Annotated in this window: 20 protein-coding genes; 2 read left to right on the forward strand and 18 right to left on the reverse strand. The window is 36.0% G+C overall.

From position 1 onward, the window contains the following. The first annotated feature begins 2 nt into the window (after positions 1-2). Positions 3-587, forward strand: coding sequence for a DUF3109 family protein (locus LQV47_RS19640; protein ID WP_230040649.1), 585 nt, complete (start codon positions 3-5; stop codon positions 585-587). 54 nt (positions 588-641) lie between these two features. Here the strand turns inward: LQV47_RS19640 and LQV47_RS19645 are convergent, their stop codons facing one another. From LQV47_RS19645 to LQV47_RS19720, 16 genes are all read right to left on the reverse strand, one after another. Continuing rightward, positions 642-1,328, reverse strand: a complete 687-nt coding sequence (locus LQV47_RS19645) for a hypothetical protein (protein WP_230040651.1) — start codon at positions 1,326-1,328, stop codon at positions 642-644. A gap of 120 nt (positions 1,329-1,448) precedes the next feature. After that, positions 1,449-2,783, reverse strand: a complete 1,335-nt coding sequence (locus tag LQV47_RS19650) for a trigger factor (RefSeq protein WP_230040653.1) — start codon at positions 2,781-2,783, stop codon at positions 1,449-1,451. A gap of 161 nt (positions 2,784-2,944) precedes the next feature. After that, positions 2,945-3,535 (reverse strand): hypothetical protein, encoded by a 591-nt coding sequence (locus LQV47_RS19655; protein ID WP_084085360.1) that lies wholly within the window; start codon positions 3,533-3,535, stop codon positions 2,945-2,947. Between the two features lie 44 nt (positions 3,536-3,579). Further along, positions 3,580-5,901, reverse strand: coding sequence for a TonB-dependent receptor (locus LQV47_RS19660; RefSeq protein WP_230040655.1), 2,322 nt, complete (start codon positions 5,899-5,901; stop codon positions 3,580-3,582). Between the two features lie 353 nt (positions 5,902-6,254). Beyond that, positions 6,255-6,611 (reverse strand): hypothetical protein, encoded by a 357-nt coding sequence (locus tag LQV47_RS19665; RefSeq protein ID WP_230040657.1) that lies wholly within the window; start codon positions 6,609-6,611, stop codon positions 6,255-6,257. Between the two features lie 145 nt (positions 6,612-6,756). Beyond that, on the reverse strand, positions 6,757-8,682 hold the full coding sequence (locus LQV47_RS19670) for an ABC-F family ATP-binding cassette domain-containing protein (protein WP_230040659.1): 1,926 nt from the start codon (positions 8,680-8,682) through the stop codon (positions 6,757-6,759). Positions 8,683-8,882: 200 nt separating this feature from the next. Further along, positions 8,883-9,131 carry a hypothetical protein gene (locus LQV47_RS19675; RefSeq protein ID WP_230040661.1) on the reverse strand — a complete coding sequence of 83 codons (249 nt, stop codon included), beginning with the start codon at positions 9,129-9,131 and terminating at the stop codon, positions 8,883-8,885. 58 nt (positions 9,132-9,189) lie between these two features. Beyond that, the gene (locus tag LQV47_RS19680) at positions 9,190-10,215 is read right to left on the reverse strand and encodes a hypothetical protein (protein ID WP_230040662.1); all 1,026 of its coding nucleotides are present in this window, start codon (positions 10,213-10,215) and stop codon (positions 9,190-9,192) included. Positions 10,216-10,221: 6 nt separating this feature from the next. Continuing rightward, a complete protein-coding gene (locus LQV47_RS19685; protein WP_230040664.1) occupies positions 10,222-10,878 on the reverse strand; it encodes a hypothetical protein in 657 nt (218 codons plus the stop codon). A gap of 46 nt (positions 10,879-10,924) precedes the next feature. Beyond that, entirely contained in the window at positions 10,925-11,662 is a 738-nt protein-coding gene (locus LQV47_RS19690) for a hypothetical protein (protein WP_230040666.1), read from the reverse strand. Between the two features lie 255 nt (positions 11,663-11,917). Then, complete coding sequence (locus tag LQV47_RS19695) at positions 11,918-13,273, reverse strand: DUF2235 domain-containing protein (protein WP_230040668.1); 1,356 nt, start codon at positions 13,271-13,273, stop codon at positions 11,918-11,920. A gap of 158 nt (positions 13,274-13,431) precedes the next feature. Then, the gene (locus tag LQV47_RS19700; protein ID WP_230040670.1) at positions 13,432-14,109 is read right to left on the reverse strand and encodes a response regulator transcription factor; all 678 of its coding nucleotides are present in this window, start codon (positions 14,107-14,109) and stop codon (positions 13,432-13,434) included. Beyond that, positions 14,075-14,797, reverse strand: a complete 723-nt coding sequence (locus LQV47_RS19705; protein ID WP_230040672.1) for an ATP-binding protein — start codon at positions 14,795-14,797, stop codon at positions 14,075-14,077. Before LQV47_RS19705 ends, LQV47_RS19700 begins: the two co-directional genes overlap by 35 nt. Positions 14,798-14,859: 62 nt before the next feature. Beyond that, on the reverse strand, positions 14,860-15,483 hold the full coding sequence (locus LQV47_RS19710) for a hypothetical protein (protein ID WP_230040674.1): 624 nt from the start codon (positions 15,481-15,483) through the stop codon (positions 14,860-14,862). Between the two features lie 13 nt (positions 15,484-15,496). Further along, positions 15,497-16,267, reverse strand: coding sequence for a hypothetical protein (locus tag LQV47_RS19715; RefSeq protein WP_230040676.1), 771 nt, complete (start codon positions 16,265-16,267; stop codon positions 15,497-15,499). A 65-nt stretch (positions 16,268-16,332) separates the two neighbouring features. Then, on the reverse strand, positions 16,333-16,953 hold the full coding sequence (locus LQV47_RS19720; protein WP_230040678.1) for a DUF5715 family protein: 621 nt from the start codon (positions 16,951-16,953) through the stop codon (positions 16,333-16,335). A gap of 222 nt (positions 16,954-17,175) precedes the next feature. Here LQV47_RS19720 and aqpZ point away from each other — a divergent pair, with 222 nt between their 5' ends. Further along, positions 17,176-17,892, forward strand: coding sequence for an aquaporin Z (aqpZ, locus tag LQV47_RS19725; protein ID WP_230040842.1), 717 nt, complete (start codon positions 17,176-17,178; stop codon positions 17,890-17,892). A 53-nt stretch (positions 17,893-17,945) separates the two neighbouring features. Here the strand turns inward: aqpZ and LQV47_RS19730 are convergent, their stop codons facing one another. Then, on the reverse strand, positions 17,946-18,491 hold the full coding sequence (locus LQV47_RS19730; protein WP_230040680.1) for a hypothetical protein: 546 nt from the start codon (positions 18,489-18,491) through the stop codon (positions 17,946-17,948). Between the two features lie 174 nt (positions 18,492-18,665). Then, the gene (locus tag LQV47_RS19735; RefSeq protein ID WP_230040682.1) at positions 18,666-19,652 is read right to left on the reverse strand and encodes an acyl transferase; all 987 of its coding nucleotides are present in this window, start codon (positions 19,650-19,652) and stop codon (positions 18,666-18,668) included. Between the last annotated feature and the right edge of the window lie 93 nt (positions 19,653-19,745).

The raw sequence follows: 19,745 nt of genomic DNA on the forward strand, positions 1-19,745 counted from the left end.
TTATGATTCAGATAGACGATAAATTGATTTCCGAGGATATTTTTTCCGAAGAATTTGTTTGCAACCTTAGCAAGTGTAAGGGTGCATGTTGTGTGGAAGGAGATGTAGGAGCTCCGTTGGATAAAGACGAGCTTGAGATTTTAGACCGTATTTTTGATAAAGTAAAGCCCTATCTTACTCAGGAAGGAGTGAAAGCCCTTGAAGAGCAGGGAACATGGACTACTGATCCACACGACGGAATGTATGTTACTCCCATGGTGGAGGACCGTGAATGTGCTTATGTAACTTATGATGATAAAGGAATTACCAAATGTGGGATTGAAAAAGCCTATGAAGATGGTGCTGTAGACTGGCAGAAGCCTATCTCCTGCCACCTCTATCCTATCAGGATTACAGAATACTCTACCTTCACTGCTTTAAACTATCATGAATGGAATGTATGCAGTGATGCCTGCACCCTTGGAAAAGAACTTCAGGTTCCTGTTTATAAATTCCTGAAAACACCATTGACCAGAAAATATGGTGAAGATTTTTATAATGTTCTAAGTGAAGCCGCTGAAGAATGGAAAAAAGAATATGGTTCTTAAATTATTTTTACAAAACAAAAGCCGGATATTCCGGCTTTTGTTTTGTAAAAATTCTTATTTGAAATCAGCGTCCGTTACTCCGGAATTGATCACCAATTTTGTTGTTTTGATATTCACTTTCTGGCCTCCTCCTTCAGCATCCACCTCAGCAGGGAATTGAATTCCGTCAACGGTCATATAGCTCTTTATGGTTACATTTCCTTCACCGGAAAGAGTCTTATACAAAAGTCCTGTAGTAGTATCAAAGTAAAATTTACCTTTGTCTGAAGACAGTACATTATAATTTTTACCATCCACATTCTCCACGGTTACAGTCTGGAAATTAGCAGCATCAAAAGCTAAGGCATCTACAGGTCTTCCTTTCTTTAAATCAGCAATCTTATCTGCAGGAATATCTGTTTTCTTTCCCATCTGATCAAAATACCCTTTCTCACCATCGAAAAGCTGAACCATCTGCTGCCCCATTAAAGACTGAACAGATTTAAATTTATTCCCAAGCTTCTTAGTCGACATGGTAATTTCCATCCCCTGTACACTCAGTGTATTATCTGTAATAGTAGATTTTACAGCCTCTAATTTATCTTTACCACCCAATGCCTTAAAATAATTATCTATTACTTCTTTAGCGGTCAGTTTAGATGTTGTGGCTTCTGTTTTAACAGAAGCTGCCTCTTTCTTCTGAGCAGCAGCCGGAACTGAGAACAGCACAGCGCAGAAAAAAGGAATGATAATCTTTTTCATATATGTAATAATAAGTTTAGAGGGTAAATATATGAATATTGACCGACATACGCCGAGAGCACCACTAAATAAAAAAAACCGCCAGAAACTGACGGTTTTAAAATAATATATCTGATATAATTATTTTTTAAGTTCTTCTAAAAATTCGTCGTGAGAAATTTTAGTTTCTTTTTTTGTTGCTTTTTCAAGAATAACATCTTTCAATTTAGCCATAGCTACTTCAGAAGAGATTTGTCTTACTTGTTCCTGATCTTTCAGCATCTCAACAGCATATTTCTGGATCTCCTCATCACCTAAGTGGTGGATTCCGTAGATCGCCAATTGATTTTTAACTAACTGCTCAGCTTGTGCCAATACATCAGCATAGTCTAACTGAATTTCGTTTTCAGTCATCAATTTACCTTCGATGATCTGATATCTTAATTGGTTTTTCTCAGCTTCTAAGATTTCTTTGGCCTGCTGCTCAGACTGAATGTTTTGGTTAGAGAATAGTAACCATTTTACAAGGAACGTCTCAGGAAGTTTTACTTCTTCTTTTTCTGTTACCTGCTCCAATACTTTATTCACAAAGTGAACATCAGCATTCTGTTGGAAATACTCATCTAATTCAGTTTTTACTTTTTCTTTAAGTTCCTCCTCAGACTTGATTGTTCCTTCGCCGTATACTTTGTTGAATAAGTCTTCGTTAAGCTCAGCTAGGTTTAATGAATAGAAGTCTTTTACTTTTACTTCTACCTCATTGTGGTGTAAATGCTCTACTTCTTCCTTGCTGAATCCTAATCCTTTAGCTAATTCTTCATCACCAGCAAGAGTTTCTTTAGAAACTTTTACAGACTCATCCATTTTCAAAGCTTTTACTAATTTGAAAGCTTCTTTGTTTTCAGCAGTAACTGTAACGTTCTTTGGGTGGTGGTGGTGCTCTCCTTCGGCATCTTCTTCCACAACCTGAGAAACCTCTAAAGCGATATAAGAATCTTTAGTGATTTTATCTTGAGGAACCTGCTCAGCAAAACGCTTCTGCATGTTTTCAATACTCTTGTTGATTTCTTTTTCAGAAGCTTCTACTTTGTAGTGAGGAGCTTCATATTTAGCTAAATCTATAGTAAACTCAGGCTCATACCCTACTTCAAAAGCAACCTCAATCTTATCAGCGTTGTAATCTAATTCATTAACGGGCTGAGGAACTGGCTGACCAACTAATCTTAATTTGTTTTCATTAACATAGCTGTTTAAAGCATCAGAAACTTGCTTGTTGATTTCTTCAAATGCAATCCCTGCTTCATATTGTTTTTTAACCATACTTAAAGGCACTTTCCCTTTTCTGAATCCAGGAACTTGCGCATTTTTAGCATAATTAATCAACTGCTTTTCTACTTTTTCTTTGTAGTCAGATTTCTCCAATGTTACAGTAAGCAATGAACTTACGTCATCATGGTTTTGTGCGGTAACCTTCATTATTGATTAAAATTTTAGGTTGCAAAAATATGAATTTTTTATGAGAATAACTCATTTCAAATAAATTCTTAGTCTTCAAATATTTATAAAGTAGAAAACCACTGAATGATCAGTGGTTTTACGAAATATGATATTTAAAATTTGTATTCTCTTAAGGTCTGTTAGTTGATAATCCCATAAGTAGCCTGAGCATCTGTTTCACCTCCGGTCTGCTGTCCGTATACCACTCCGTTGCCACTTACTGCAGAAGCTTCAGAAACCGTTTGGGGTTCATGATAAAGCGTTAAAATCAACTGGCTTTGTGTTGACGCATTCTTAATGGCTTTAGTAACCACCCATTTTGTTTTCAAACCTACATGATTATGGTCTGCTCTAGTGGAGCTTGCATCGTCAGTACGGGTAAGAGTCAAGTCAGAATTAGGAAAGTTGAATACCAAAAAGTGTTCGTCTTTTGCATCTTTGATCTCCTGGGTAGAATCTTCATCTCCATTTTTAAACTGTACTTCCACTTCATATGTTTTCCCATCTACCAGGCTTATCGGCTGTGCTCCACCTGCTCCAACACTATAATTATAAGTTGTTGTTGTTTGTGCAGCCACATCCTTAACCAGTAAAATAATATTGGTAAGATCTTCTTGCGGAAGGTCGTCCTCTTCTGATGCATTATCTCTCTGACAAGACATTACAGAGAAAGTAATGAATAAAACGGCTAATAATCTGGTGATATTTTTAGTATTGAATAAATTGTTCATTTTTTTGATTTAAGATTAAAATTTTTTGTTTTTAAGGTTGAATATTAGAAACGGTATCTAAAATTCAGAATGAAGTTTCTTCCTGCTTCGTCTGCAAAAAAGCGCATACGGTTAAGGTAATTTCTGTACGAAACATTAAAAATGTTGTTTACAATAAGCCCTGCAGAAAGATTTTTGCTAAGATTAATTCCTGTTCCGATGTTCCAAAGGGAATATTCAGCTGGTGGTGTACTCAAATCCACCGTTTTTTCAACCTCCACACCGTTTTCATAAATGGTAACTGAAGCATTGTGAACAGGAAATCTACTTTGCTTTAAAAAGGTCTGATTTTCAAGATTGAAATAAAAATTGTTCCAGTTCTCTTTTTTAAACTGTAATCCATTGGAGAAATTAGGAGGCATCATGAGAATCAGCGGTTCATTGTGGGTATCATCCTGCCCATACAGATAGCTTCCTTTACCTGTATAAGTAAGGTTATCTGTAAGCTTCCAGTTAATATCCAGGTCTACACCATACATTTTTGCATCAATCTGCTGGTATGACCACACCGGAAATACTCCCCTTATTGTATTCTGTACTCCCGTTGGTATTTCATTAATAAAGTTTCTGGTAATGAAAAAGTAAGGGTTTACAGAAACATTCAATCCTTTAAGTACATTGAATTTTGCATCCGCAGTAAGGTTAAACTGATGCCCATCTTCATTTTTCAGTCCCATATCCCCTATTTCTATTACCGCTGCAGAATGGTGTAATCCATCAGAAAATAACTCTGCAATATTGGGTGTTCGCCCTACTTTTGCATAGTTAAATTTCAAATTAAAATAAGCATTAGGATGATATTCCAGGCCTGCATTAAATGATACATTCTGATAATTAATTTTTGGGCGTGTCAGCACTCTGTTTTTATCCGTTTTAATGTAGAATTCATTATACGAATCAGCATATCTGTTGTTCCAGTCACTTTTGTCATACCATTTCGTTACATCATAACGGGTAAAATCATATCTTACCCCAGCCTCAGCATTCAATTCCGGTGAAATCTTATATTTAAAGACAGAATATATTCCCGCTGCATATTTGTCATAATTAGGAATCAGACGTCTTGCTTTGGTAGCCGGATCCGAATAATTATTCTGAAAACTTGCATCAATTCCTGTTTCAAGAGACCATTTCTCTCTTTCCAATAAATCATTAAGGTTAAATTGGTGGGTCATCAAGGCAAGGTCCAGAGAAGGGATGTCTTTAAGATCACCTCTTCTTACATCATATTCCTGTCTATGGTTATACTGAAAACTGTAAGTCGCAGAAACTTTCCCAATATTTTCAAACCTTTTGAAAGCAGAAACTTTTGCAATATGATGCTCTATAACCTGTCGTGGATTATCAATATCATAACTAAAGTCTCCTGTATAAACTGGAATTTTTAAGGTCATCGCATTATAGAAATCATTATTGTTTCCCACATGAGATCCTCTGTAAATTCCTATATTCTGATTGGTAAGATAATAGTCAAAAGAAATTCCTTTTTCATATTCATTTTTCTGCACGGTAAAATTAAAGGATGAAAAATCCATTCCTGTGTTCATCAGATTATAATCAGGAGTATGCTGATCCCCCAGCTTCTTGATACTTCCTCCTGATTTTACCGCCCAGCCGTTTTTCCATATTTTGGCAACATCTACATCCAGACCCAATCCTCTTCCGTTTGAAATTCCTGAAAGATTCACTGATCCTTTTACGGTATCTTTTTTAGGGAAAATCTCCGGCTCCATTACGACAACACCACCTATGGCATCACTCCCGTACTTTAAAGCAGAAGCTCCTTTGATCACATCAATATGCTGAAAATTGTTGATATCTACATTGGGAGCATGTTCCACACCCCATTCCTGCTCAGCAAGCTTTACCCCATTATTGAGAATGGAAATACGACTCCCATATAAGCCATGTATAATAGGTTTTGCAATATTATTTCCCGTCTTTAGGGTGGCTACTCCCGATATTTTAGAAAGTAGATTCCCCAGGTTATCTGTGGCATTTCGTTCTATTTCTTTTTTATCAATAGTCTTCACAATTAAAGATCCGTTGGATTTATGATTTCCGTGTATGGTAACGGTTTCAATATCATTACTATGATGTTCCAGAGTGATAACCAGGTGAATATCCTGATCAACTTTTATATTTTCAGTATAATCATGACAATCAGGATGCTGTGCCGTAAGTGAATATTCTCCGGCAGGGATTTTATCAAAAGAAAATTTACCTTTCTTATCTGTTTTTACTGTAGAACCTCCCATTTTCACCACTGCATTTTCCAGCATTGTTTTATCATGAAAATCCTGAACGGTTCCTTGTACAGTGTACATTTTCTGTGCACTCGTAAATACTGATCCGCAAAAGATCAGTAACAGGCAATATATCAATTTCATTATAAATAGATTGATTGCGTACCCTTTAACAGGTACATTTTTCGTTAAAATTTGTTGAATGGGCTTATCATATTTTTACAATGTATAATGTATAATGTATAATGTATAATGTAAAAAGTACAATGTATTAATGATGAAAGAAGGAGGGGATTAGAAATACAGGCTGGAAACCGATAATCGAAAAAATAATACAACTATCAATAAGCAACTATTGTATAACACCTCAAACTTTGGGTATTAACCATTGAACTTTAAAGCACGAAACTTTAAACCCAATATGAATGTATTGATTATGAAATTGCGGGAGGTCCCCGAAGCTGAAATGTAAACTTGGTCTGTGACCAGATTTTCTCCTGTACGGCGATGATCTGTTTTACCTGATGAGTATAGTGCTCAAAAGTAAAACTGAATTCTTCAGGAGCTAAGGTATGTCCGGTAACCAAAAAGTGGCAGGCCAGACAGTCGCCAGCTTTCTCTTTAGTAATAGCTTTTGTAATCGTATTCTCTGTCTTTTTAAGGTTAAATCCTTTAAAATAATCCACAGAATCATGATGGTGAAAGCTTTGAGAAAGCAGGGCGAGGAAATATACTCCAAACAATAGCTTGGAGATAAAACTCTTGAGATTTCTGCTTTCTTTTAAAATCATTCTTCAAAATTATGAAAATAATTTAACTCTGGGGCTACCCTTCTATTAAATTACTTTTATGCTTACTGACAATAGGTAGAAATGAATGGTCCTATGTTACAAAAAAAGCTTCATAAATTAAAATTATGAAGCTTCTATATTTTCGTTAGTTAACCTGAGTTCCCAGGTACTCCCATTCCTGCAACGCAGAATCTAATTCTTCTTTAGTTTTATTGTATTTCTCCAACGTTTCATCAGAAGGATTTTCTTTGGCAAAAGAAGCTTCCATTTCTTCTACTTTAATTTCAAGTTCGGAAATTTTTTCTTCTACCTTTTTAATTTTATTCTGTATATTTTTCTGTTCCTTGCTTACAATCGTTGACTGATTGCCTGCTACAGGTTTTGCTTCCGCTTTCTTCGCCTCTGCTTTTGGCTCTTCATTGTGAAGCTTAGCTTTTTCTGCAGAAATCTCTCTGATGGTTTCTTTTTGTCTGTATTCCAGATATTCATTGATATCACCAAGGAATTCTTTCATTTTTCCATCACGGAATTCATAGATTTTATCACAAAGCCCCTGAAGGAATTCTCTATCGTGAGAGATGACAATCAGTGTTCCTTCAAAGTTCTGTAAGGCCAGCTTTATAATCTCCTTAGATTGGATATCCAGGTGGTTGGTAGGCTCATCCATAATCAACGTATTGAAAGGACGAAGTAATAGTTTACAAAGTGCCAGACGGTTTCTCTCACCTCCGGAAAGTACTTTTGTTTTTTTAGAAACAGCCTCTCCCTGAAACAGGAAAGATCCTAATAAATCTCTTACTCTAGGTCTTGTTTCTTCCGTAGCAGCATCTTCTGCTTCTTCCAATACTGTTTTATTGGGTGTTAAAACCTCTTCCTGATTTTGAGCAAAATAACCGATGTTTACATTATGTCCAAGATTCCAGGAACCTGAATAATCTTTAATATCTCCGGCCAGAATTTTAGCTAAAGTAGTTTTCCCTTGTCCGTTCTGTCCTAGAAGTGCAATTCTGTCTCCTCTCTGAACGATGAAATCTACATCATCAAAAATTTGTTTTTTCCCGTACGCTTTTCCTAAATGCTCTGCTTCAAAAATAACTTTTCCGGGAACCATAGACTGTACGAAACGGATATTGAATTTTGAAACGTCTTCATTATCAACTTCGATACGTTCAATTTTATCTAATTTTTTAATAAGGGACTGAGCAAAAGAGGCCTTAGTAGCACTGGCTCTGAACTTATTAATATTGTCTTCCATCTGCTTGATTTCCGCATCCTGATTCTTTTTAGCCTGAATCAGTTTCTCACGGCGGTCTTCACGCATGATCAGATATTTTGTATAATTGGCTTTGTAATCGTCTACTTTTCTGTTGTTGATATCAAAAGTTCGGTTACAAACAGCCGTCATGAACTGCTTATCGTGACTTACCAGAACGATTGCTCCCGGATAGTCTTTCAGGAAGTTTTCCAGCCAGATGATGGATTCCATATCCAGGTGGTTAGTAGGCTCATCGAGAAGCATAATGTCATTCTTTTGAAGAAGCAATTTTGCCAGTTCGATTCTCATTCTCCATCCTCCTGAAAATTCATCGGTGATCTTTTGGAAATCATCCGCTTTAAAACCTAAACCAAACAGTACCTTTTCCATGTCACCTTCAAGATTGTAGGCATCATGGTTCATTAAAAGGTCATTCAGCTCGGTCATTTTATTAATCAGATCTGTGTAAGAATCGCTTTCATAGTCGGTTCTTGTTGCCATCTGGTGATTTACCTCTTCAAGCTCATTTTTCCAGGCATTGATTTGCTCAAAAGCCTGCATGGTTTCGTTCCAAACGGTTCTTCCTTTTACAAAATCAAGATCCTGTTTCAGGAAACCTATTGTTGCGCTTCCTTCAGCTACAACATCTCCTTCGAAGAAGTTAATTTCTCCTGAAAGCATTTTCAATAAAGTGGATTTCCCTGCTCCATTTTTACCGACTAAACCAATTTTATCGTCTTTTTTAATCGTGAAATTTACATTTTGAAACAAATAATTTCCCGAATGATGTAATCCTAAACCTTGAACCGAAAGCATTTTTTAAAGTAATAATTAATAATGAATAATGAATTTTCGAGGGCAAAAATACGGAAAAAGAAATGAAATAGTCCAGAAATAAAAAAACTGCCCTTTTCGGACAGTTTTTAATCCAGATTCAAAACTTACTTTATCGTTTTAAAACATAGATTTCTGTATTTACATCTGAAACTTCCAGGGCTTGTAAAGTTTCAAAAGTTCTATCCCGGAGTAAGCGGCGGTGTTTTCTGTCCCGCTTCTACCATGGCAATCATTTCTTCAAGACTTTCTGCAGCCTCTTTATACTTTACCTGTCTGATCCCGTGGTGAGACCCTATTTCATTTTGCAATTCGTTCAAAGTGGTTGCTTCGGACATTGTAATCGGTTTGCTGCCGTTTTTAATACTGATCTCGTAATTACAAGTGTCTAAAAGTTTATTTGCTTTTTTAAGCCATGCTGAAACTGTCATAATATGTTGTTTTTGGGGTTAAAAAATATTGGACTAAATATGCTGAAGGTTTATAGAGCTAAGCCCATTTGATGGTATATAGTTCTGCTATATTTTTAGGTCTTGTTTCCAAACCATCGGCCTCAATATCTGTTTTTGAGGTACTTTTTGTATCAATTATACTCATAGGAGTCGGCCCATTTCCAGGAGGAATCATTGCTGTTGTAGAAAACCTTAAGCCATGATCATGTTTTTTAAAAATATCATTTTCAAAAGTACTGACATGGTCTCCTGTAATGGTTCCTGTTCCGGGCGCTTTTCTTTCTGTAGCATTCATGTCTACCGTAGCCTGATTATTCCATGCCCGGCTGAAATATCCGCGCATATCCAATAACAAAGAAAATCCGTTGGGCCCTTTTCCGAACCTATAATTAAGTATTGAATTTAATCTTGTGTAATTGGCATCCAGTTCAACAGGAGCATTACACAATGAAAATTCTCCTTCTGGGGCAAATTCCGTAGCGATATATTGTCTGCGTTCTCCTATCACGCCCCGAATGATACAGGGAAGGTTTTTAAGAGCAAGCAAGCCTAAATTGGTACAGCATCGTGAAATCCTTATTTCGGCATTTGGAATTTTTGATAAAACACTAAGGATGAGCTTTGTTGCTGAAGGATTGATGAGATGTTGCAGATTTAATTCGTGATCTCCTGTTTGGGATACGGTAACCGAACTGGAATCTATGCCATCTGATAATTGTACCGTTACTTCTCCGCTCACTTTTAAATTTAAAATAACCTGAGCAGAAACGGTTTCTCCCGGCAACATCTGTTTCCATCTTGGAAATTCATGAAGAGCCTGGCTGAAAGACATTTCATCGGAAGTCTGACTTTTTAGAATAACCAACTGATTAGCATTTGAATCAAAAGAAATTTTTCCGTTGGCTCCGCTATCACTATATAGCCATCCATCAGGAATACCATAAATGATGGCCCCATTCCTTGATATCTGATTGCTGAAATACCGGAAATCATCATTATACACTAAATTATTTTGTCCTAATGCATATAGATAATCTTCTGTTGTGTAATTTATTTTTTCCATGACTATTTATTTTTTTTGAGGAAGTTTTCCCATTTTGAATACATTAGTAGCTGAATCAAAATACACATCTGTATCCTCCTGAAAATCAATAGTGAGATATTTATTCATTGTAATATTTTTCGTTTTACTATCAGAATAAACTAGATCAGAAGGTACTAAAAGAGAGGAAGAAATGGCCATATTGGAGGAGATTCCACTTGCCGTGAAGAGCCACAGCTCGTCACTATAGTCAAAATAAATAATAGTATTTACAGAAGCAGAATCTGCATTGCAAACTCCAAAAGTCCCGTTTATTTTCTGGGAAATGCCAGGAAATAAAATAGAACCTGAAGTGTTATCTATTCCCAACATTTCTGCAGGGCAATCGTCAGGAACACCATAAAAACCTATATTGGAGACTGAGTACCTTTTCCCGTACTGTGCATCTGTTGACACATTTTCTTTATAAACGGACATCGTTTGAGGCTCAATCCTGCTTGCCAATGCTTTCCAGCAATCTGAGAAAGTACATGGATTGTTATTAATAAAAGGAGCGAAAGCAAGACATATATACTTCAAATCTGCTGTCCCGGGATAAGACCTTATGATACCTACCATCTGATTGGTATTGGTCAAATAATTTATTCCGTTTTTATCGAAATATATGTTTAATGTAATATCCATAATAAAATCCCGAAGGAACCAGATCCTTCGGGAAGATTTATTTTTTTTAGAAAATATTTAATAGCTGCGTCAATGATTCTCCTGAAGATACAGGATTCACAGGTGCTCCTCCAGGTACACTTTCAATACCATAAGTTCCTGCGATCATCTGCAGATCATATTGTATATTCTGAGCACTAAATATAAAATTACATCCGGGTGCTGTAGCATTACCGGTAACAGATCCTGAAGTCATATTAGTTTGCGCTGCAAATAAAACTACTTTTTCGTTAGGCTCCATACTCACAGAACCCTGCGGTGTACATGTAAATGCACAGAAAGGCTGAAATACGCCATTTACCTTCGCAGCAAGTCCTATCGTGATATTCGATGTTCCTGCTCCTCTGTCATTTTTCACAGTAATTACTCCTGCCGGAGCTCCTGAAGTAGTAGAAAAAGAACCATCCTGGTGGAAAGTTACAGCAGTCCCCAAAGGAATTTCGCTGGACAGTGCCTGCATCTGGATGGTTGTATTGGTACCAATATTGGACTTATTGTAAATATATACTTTGTACCTTGGCTCGTAATCAATTTCTACTTCGCCAAACATCTCCTGATAGCCTATAGCAAACCAGGCCGGTACTCCTGTAGAAACCTGATTAGGTCCTGAAGCACCTTTATATCCCATTAATTTGTAATTATTTTCTTGTAGATACTGTAAAATTGTTTTTTGCTCATTTGATGTAAAATCGAAATCAATTGAGAATACAGTAGTGGCTGCTTTTTGAACGAGTGTCTTTTCCATTGGTTTAATTTTTGATGTTCTTACTCTCTTTGATATTGGGCTTTTCAGAATACGCCCTTTGTTCATATTTTTATTTTGAAGCTTCGTTAAATGAACAATTCAAAGTAACGAGAATTAAAAACCAAAAACTACAGTATAAAATACCAAATTCAAGATTCAGTAATTATACCCAATTGATAATAAGTATTTTATAAATAAAAGAGAACATCCAAAGAATGTTCCCTAACCTAAATTTAAAACTGAAAAGTATTGAGATTAATTGTTAAATTCGTTCAACCTGATTATTGCTGGAGCTTTTACAACTGAACGAATCCAGATATCGTTATTAGGAACATTGGTCCCGTACAGAAAGTCGGCTACGAAGCTGTCTTCGGGAAGATGAAGTTCAATAGAAAGTCTTTTCTTGCTTTCTTTATCTACCAAGGTACTGCTGGAGACATTCAAACCATTGTTGATCAGTTCCGTGTTAATTTCAGATTCTGACCTATTCAGCAACGCATTGCTGTATAATCCAAAATTAGCCGAAATATGGATATAGTCTGCCAGCTCATTATAATTATAAGCCGGCTTTATATCAGTGGAGGTAAATTTCACATGTTCTGTAAGCTGTGTATAAAAATTATTGAGGAAAGGATGTTTCCCGGAATCTGTTTCAAAATATAATGCTGCAAGATCAGCATCGAAAACCACCGCATTTTTATTGGTCTCTTCCAGCATAAGTCTTCCGTATATTTTTGAGAGATGGTTATATACTTTATCCCGGCAGACAAAAGCCTGAGAAAACTGGCCTTCTTTCTCCACCTGATAACCGGAAAATAAGTGTTCCCAAATCCGGTTTCCTCCGGCATCAGTTTTTGCGCTTCTTATATCTGAAACATAATCATTCAGGTCAGTATCATTTACAAAATCTGTAGAGATATAGACCGACTGGGGGCCTTCCAGATATCCACCGCCCACATCTGCATGAGCTCCCGGAACAAATATTTCTTTCCATACGGAATTCCAGTCTTCATATTTTTTGTTCTGTATGGTTTTAGAGTCTTCAAAAAAGCCGGTAAGCGGAAAAAAGAACCGGCATTCATTAATTGCACAAAGGTGAAGCGCTTGCTCTATTGTGTTGGAAAGGCTTAAGTCATAGGTATTAAAAGGTTTGGATTCTACCGTATCAAAAGCACCTAAAAACTTAATTTTAATGTGCATTGATGAATAGTGAGACAAAAGCCGGTTACAGAAAGTCCGGGCCAGCATTCCTCCTCTCCCGAATCCGTATAGGTAGAAATGGTACTCTTTATTTTCATCCCTGATTATTTCCTGTACAAAAGCATCTGCTTTCTGAATTTTATCGTCGGAAGAATATCCGTTACCGTAAGGTGGGTTTGCACAAGTGGCCATAGCAAAGTTATTGTCTTCACCTCCTATTACCGTTCCTATTCCTTCAATATATATTTTTTGATTCCCACGAAATAGGTTGTATAGTTTGTAAATATTGGTAAAAGCACCATAGTAGCTTTCATTATTCTTTAGTGGCTTATCCGGTGAAAAAGCGTTTACTCCATTATTTCCAGTACCATCAAAGAAGATTCCAACAGAAATTATGTTGCTGTCCTCCATTCTTTTTAATCATTTATGTTACAGATTGATCTGCATTGTACATTCAAATTTCATCCAAAGGTCTCTGACCTGGATATCTTCAAAGTAACAGAAGAAAGGAATGCTAAACTAGCGTGAAAAGTACCAAATAAAAAATTCCGTATTTCTACGGAATGAGGCTATAATTTGTCAAGCGAATAAATATTGTTTATAATGGCGTAAATCACTATGCCCACTGTATTTTTAGCTCCAATTTTCTCCAGGATCCGCTGTCTGTGACTCTCTACCGTTCTTGGGCTGATGAAGAGCTTTTCTCCGATTTCATTATTTGTAAATTCCTGACAAATAAGTTTTACAACGTCTTTTTCTCTTTCAGACAGCTCATCTTCTGTTTCAAAAAGCGAGTTTTTCTTTGCCGAGCTGTTCATATAAGTGAATAACATCTGATGGTCTTCAGCGGTAAAGAACACTCCATTTTTATTGACCATGGTAATGGCTTCAATAAATATTTTTTTATTGGAGTTTTTGGGAAGAAATGCAGAAACTCCCAACTTCACCATGTATCCCAGAATAGAGGTCTTATAGTGGGAGGAAAGAATGATAATTTTAAGGTCAGAATATTTTTCTTTAAGAATCTCTACCAGTTCAAAACCATTCATCGGTTTCATCTGAACATCTACCAGGGCAATATCAGGAAATTCATTTTCAGAAATATTTTCCAATTGCTCAATAAAATCGGGGCCATTATCTGCGGTAAGGCATACCGATATATTTTTTTCATTGGACAGCAGCATCTTTACTCCTTCCAGGATCAGCTGTTCATCATCTATCAGGGCTATCTTGATTTGGGAACTCATTATGTTTGGGAATTTTAATAATTATACGGCTTCCTTTATTTAAAAAAGTACTTTTCCATTTATAGGTGGCATTCATTGACTTGATTCTGGATTCGATATTCTTAATACCCATTCCTTTTTTCACCTGATCGTAATCGAAACCCTGGCCGTTATCTGAAATCACAACTGCCATATGATGAGGGTAATCTTTAATATAGATCCAAATATCCGTAGCATCAGAATGTTTGATTACATTGGTTGTAAATTCCTGAATAATTCTGTACAACTGTACTTCCACAAAAAGATCTTTCTTTTTGTATCCGGGCATTACCTGCAGGGAAAGATTGATTTTATGGGAAAGATTGGCAATCAGTTCTTCCACATACAGCACCAGTCCTACAGATTCCAGGTTAACAGGATATAATGAATGCGAAATACTTCTGGCTGCATCAATCAGGGCAGACATCTGACTGTAGATATTTTTTTTAATAATTTCATCCCCTTTGGTGTCGAGATTGTTCAGCCATAAAGAAAGAATGTTAAGTCTGTTTCCTATATCATCATGAATGGTTACCGCTATTCTTTTTCTTTCTTCTTCCTGAACCTTAATATTTTCCAGTGCCAGCTTTTTCTGATGAAGGACTTCTGCTTCATGCTGTACATTTTTTTCTTTTATAATCCTGCTGATAAAAGACCTGTAGGCAAGCAAAATAAAAGCTACTATAACTGTTATGGTAACAATTATAAGGATTAACAGGTTAATATTTAGGCTTACTTCTTTAATTTGATGAAGGTATATAAAAATGAACAGTACAAAATCCCGGACAGGATATTGTTGGCACTAAAAATAATATAATAATCGTCCTCAGACAGGTTAGCGATCTGATGCTGCACGATAAAAATAAATACAGAAACCGAGTAATAGAAAAAAATACTGGCATCTGTTAAAAGAAAACGGTTTTGTGCAGAAGTATCTTTAATTTCCCGAATCAATGTAAATCCAGAAAGACAGATGATCATAATATTAGAAACTACTTTAGCTATATCTGCATTGACAGGGTAATTAAACCCATATTTTGAAATCATAAATCCGGCAGCCACTACTGCAACGAGAGCCAGGAAATTCCTGGGTAGCTCCAGCTTCCTGATAAATAACACCGACAATAAAAAAAACTCCCCGGCTATATAAAGAGGATAAAGAAATGATGTATCGTTGAGATTAAAAACATAAGGCAGGACAAGATTCAGCAGTTCAATAAAGAAAAGAAAAGCAATACAGTGAAAATAGTGCTTTTCTTTATTATGTAATATGCGGTATTTTCCTGCTCCCAGCAATATCACTGATAGAAGAAGACCATAGTTCAGGAATAAAATCGCCTTATAAAAATCCGCCATTCCTCAGTTATAATTATAGTGCATCCGGTATACGGCAAATTGGCGGGCAAGGTTTTGCCCAATCGTATGTATTGGCTTCAGTTATTGCACTGCTTCCTGTATTACTGCTTTCCAGATTTTCAAGAAAAGAAATAAAAACAAGCGTTACTAACATTCTTCCATAAATATCACTGTATCTTAATCCGAATGAGCATACTATTCTGGTTAAATTTTTATCTGAAAGGCATAAATCTTCTGTAGGAACATAAAACTTAGTAAAGATTCTCGTTCCCTTGTATGCTGTACATTCCTGATAAAACCAATCCATTCCTTCATTTCTCCATCTTTCAATAGCTTCTATGGCCTTATCCTGCTCAAGGACCGGTTTACTGGAAATCGGGAAAGACATATCTGCATTCTTATCAATATTCTGAAGGTCTTTAGAAAGAAGAGCATTTTTAACAACTGTATACTGCTGTATTTCCTGCAGTTTTAAGTCATATGCCAGCGGGCAAAGAAGGCTGCATGGATATTCTTCCATACTTCTTCTCAATCCGTTTTCATCCATAGGATATAAAATAATAATCAGATTTTCATTATAAACACCTACCCCAGCACAGAATTCCGGATATTCACTATTCCCTCTCATCCAATCCAGATGACCTTTGTTTATTTCGAAAATATAATTGGCGGGAATTAATTTCTTCAGCTGAGGAAAATTGGAAAGAAGTAAACTCCATTGGTCCATAGCTGTTTTGCATTCCTCTTTAGAGAGCATGAAGTCTTCGCTGTTTAATGTTGTCATAATCATAGTTTTTAAGTTGTATAAAAATATACAAACTACACATGCTATGCAAGTAAGAATTTTAATTAATAATTTCTCACTGTAATATGATAACAACGCTGTTGCTTCTCTTTGATGTAATAAATTCTACCAGCATTAGCATAATACTTTAAAACTTTCTCTAGTGCCAGTTCCATTTTTGGATTGTATTTGAGTACATTATTGAATCTTATATAGGAGATATCAAAAGAATTTCCATAATTGTGGGAACTTATCCCCAGTGAAGCATTAGAATTAACTCTTCTTAACCTGTTTTGATCTTCAAGTGTCCGGGTAATGGAGGAAACGGTGAATGTTCCACCCTTTGTATCTTTGCTAAACTTTGTACCCATTTTTTCTAATGTCGCCTTTGCTTTAGATACCATCCAGGGCCTGCTGTAATCAAGCTTCTGAACATGATATCCTTTCCCGGATTTTTTTATTTTATGGAACTTTCCATTATTAACGTATTTCTGTACTGTTTTAGAATCTTTCAGCAGCTGTATTTTAAAGCTTTTGGAAGCATCAATATGAGGCTTATAAAGAGCAGTGGGTTCGATATTCATAACCTTGATCCCTTTAAATTCACGCATTGCACTTTTGGCCACCTGCGCATAATGCAGATTATAAATAAAAGGTACAAAGACCACACAAAGAAACTTTTTCATTAACTCCTCTTTTTAAATTTACTGAATGAAAGATAAAATGTTTATGTTATATCATTCATTCCAATGATAGTACTATATAAATAAATCCCAAACAAACTTCAAACCAAATTATTGAATTTATAATTTTTGTTCTCTTATTTTTGAAATATTTTTTCAGTTTTAACTTTTTACTTTAAGATATAAATTTTACATTTGAGATACATTTTAAAAATAAACAATATGATAAAAAAACTTTTTGCTGAATTTTTCGGCACATTTTGGCTTGTTTTCGGTGGTTGTGGAAGCGCAGTTTTTGCCGCCGGAGTTCCCGATATTGGTATAGGACTTTTAGGGGTGGCTTTAGCCTTTGGTCTTACTGTTCTTACAATGGCTTATGCGGTAGGTCATATTTCCGGAGGGCATTTCAACCCTGCAGTTTCTTTCGGACTTTTAGCAGGAGGAAGATTTTCTGCCAAGGATCTGATCCCTTATATCGTAGCACAGTGTTTAGGAGCACTTGTAGCAGCCGGATGTTTATATACCATCCTTAACGGTGCCGGAGCGGTAGATTTTTCAAAACCGGGTGATTTTGCCACCAATTTCTATGGCGAGGCAGTATACAACGGAAAGGCATTCAGTATGGGCGCAGCATTCCTTGCTGAATTTTTATTAACAGCCTTTTTCCTTATCATCATCATGGGAGCAACGGATAAATGGGCAAACGGTAAATTTGCAGGTCTTGCTATTGGTCTTGCGCTTACGCTGATCCATTTAATCTCTATTCCAATCACCAATACGTCAGTAAACCCTGCAAGATCTCTTTCGCAGGCAGTTTTCACAGGTGGTCTCGCTATGTCACAGCTTTGGCTGTTCTGGGTAGCACCTATCCTTGGAGGAATTGTAGGTGGATTAATCTACAAATTCTTACTTCAGAGAGATACTGCAGAAATAGCAGATTAATGAGGTTCTCAATTCATAACAAAATAGAAAAACCTGCCAGCTGGCAGGTTTTTCTATTTTATCTTTTTAATATCAAAAGGGTTTTTAAAAATAAGTTCTTCATGTTTTCCTTTGATTTCCATTTTACGCTGAAGAAGATTGAGTGCCATTTTCCTGATAAAAAGATCTTTATCATTCAAGCTCCAGTAAGAATCTTCATGAAGCTTTTTAGGAGGCCGGATTGGATAAAATTCTGTTTCCCATGTATCTGCATTATGATAAAATTCAATAATTCCGCAGTGTTCGGGAATAAGATGAGTATCTACCATTCCCATAGGCAGCAGGAAACTGAAAGTATTGCAGATATAATCTCCACAGGAAATTTTATCATGCTTCAGAAACTTTTCGCCGGTTTCTTTATTGATATATGATTTTTTGAAATCATTTTTAAAGTCACTTTTAGAAAGTTTGATTTCAATTTCATGGCTACACCCTTCTGCATCAACAATCAGAATATCTGCTTCCCAGTCTGCCTGAAAATAATTAGTCAGAACAAGCTCTTTTTCAAAATCACAATGAGAGTGAATATAGGCATGTACAAGTTCTTCTATTTTGATCATGGTTTTTATAATATGAAATGTACAAAGTATGATGTATAATGTATTGACGTGAACAGACTGAGAGAGTAGAGATAGGAGACTTAGAGATTAGAAACTTTAGGCTGTTGAGAAATGTATAATCTTAAGGCTTCAATCTCTGGCCCTCGAATTGCAGATCTATATAGCTTTCAACTTTCAACTTACCAGTAAGCTACAGCCTCTGATATCAGAGTGGTCTATTCTTCCCAGTACCTGGAATTTATCACCGTTTATTTTCCCCAGATCCTGTGTTGCAATGAAAGAACAGGAATGGGTATTGGCAAGGTCTATGATGTTAATAGCCCCTGTTCGTCCTTCTTTTTCATAAGACAACGGGTCTTCTGCATTCCTGACCATAATCCTCATCCAGTTTGGACATTGATATTCATTATTTCCAAGAGAGTATGCTTGTGAAAGCAGTTCTGTCATCGAATATTCAGAGTATATTTTTTGGGTATTAAAGCCTTCCTGCAAAATTTGCAAAAGTTCATCTTTTGTCATTTCTTCTTTTCGGCCCTTCATTCCTCCGGTTTCTATAACGACTAAATTTTCAAGAAAACGTAGAGACTTATTACCTGTGTTGGATTGACAATGATCCAAAAAATCCAGCAAGGCAAAAGAAACTCCAAAAAGAATAACTTTTTGATCTTTCAATTGGCTTAAAAGGTCAAAAAGGTCTGAATGGTTATAAAGAAAATATCCGTTTTCCGGTTTTCCCGATTTTTTCATCAGATAATCCACCATATAAATCAATGATGAATTTTGTTTTTCCAGGTAGCTTGGAAGTAACCCCAGAAAAATAAAATCTTCAGGTTTGCCTATAAATTGTTCAAAACTTTTATAAATACTTTCTTCATATAAATTCTGATCGGCAATGAAATGTTTCGACAGATTCATCTGGGTAGTTCCTGAGCTCTGAAAATATAAATCTGTAGTGGCATTCTTATCCAGAATCTGATGGTTCTTGAACATTTCTATAGGCAGAAAAGGGATGTTCAATACGCTGTCTACCTCATCAGGATTCACTTTTAAAAAGTTGACGAACTTTCTATATATCTCAACATTTTCATACTGATAACGAAATGTTTTCAATGATGCTTCCACAAAATCCTGTTCTGTCTGTATGTCGAATATATTTTTCAATTTATAAATCTTTTTTAGCCCTTCCATCCCTTCAATACAATGAATTTCAAGAAAGAATACTTTTTATTTAATAATTTTTACTACAAAATTAAA

Source organism: Chryseobacterium sp. Bi04 (genome assembly GCF_918698085.1).
Classification (GTDB): domain Bacteria; phylum Bacteroidota; class Bacteroidia; order Flavobacteriales; family Weeksellaceae; genus Chryseobacterium.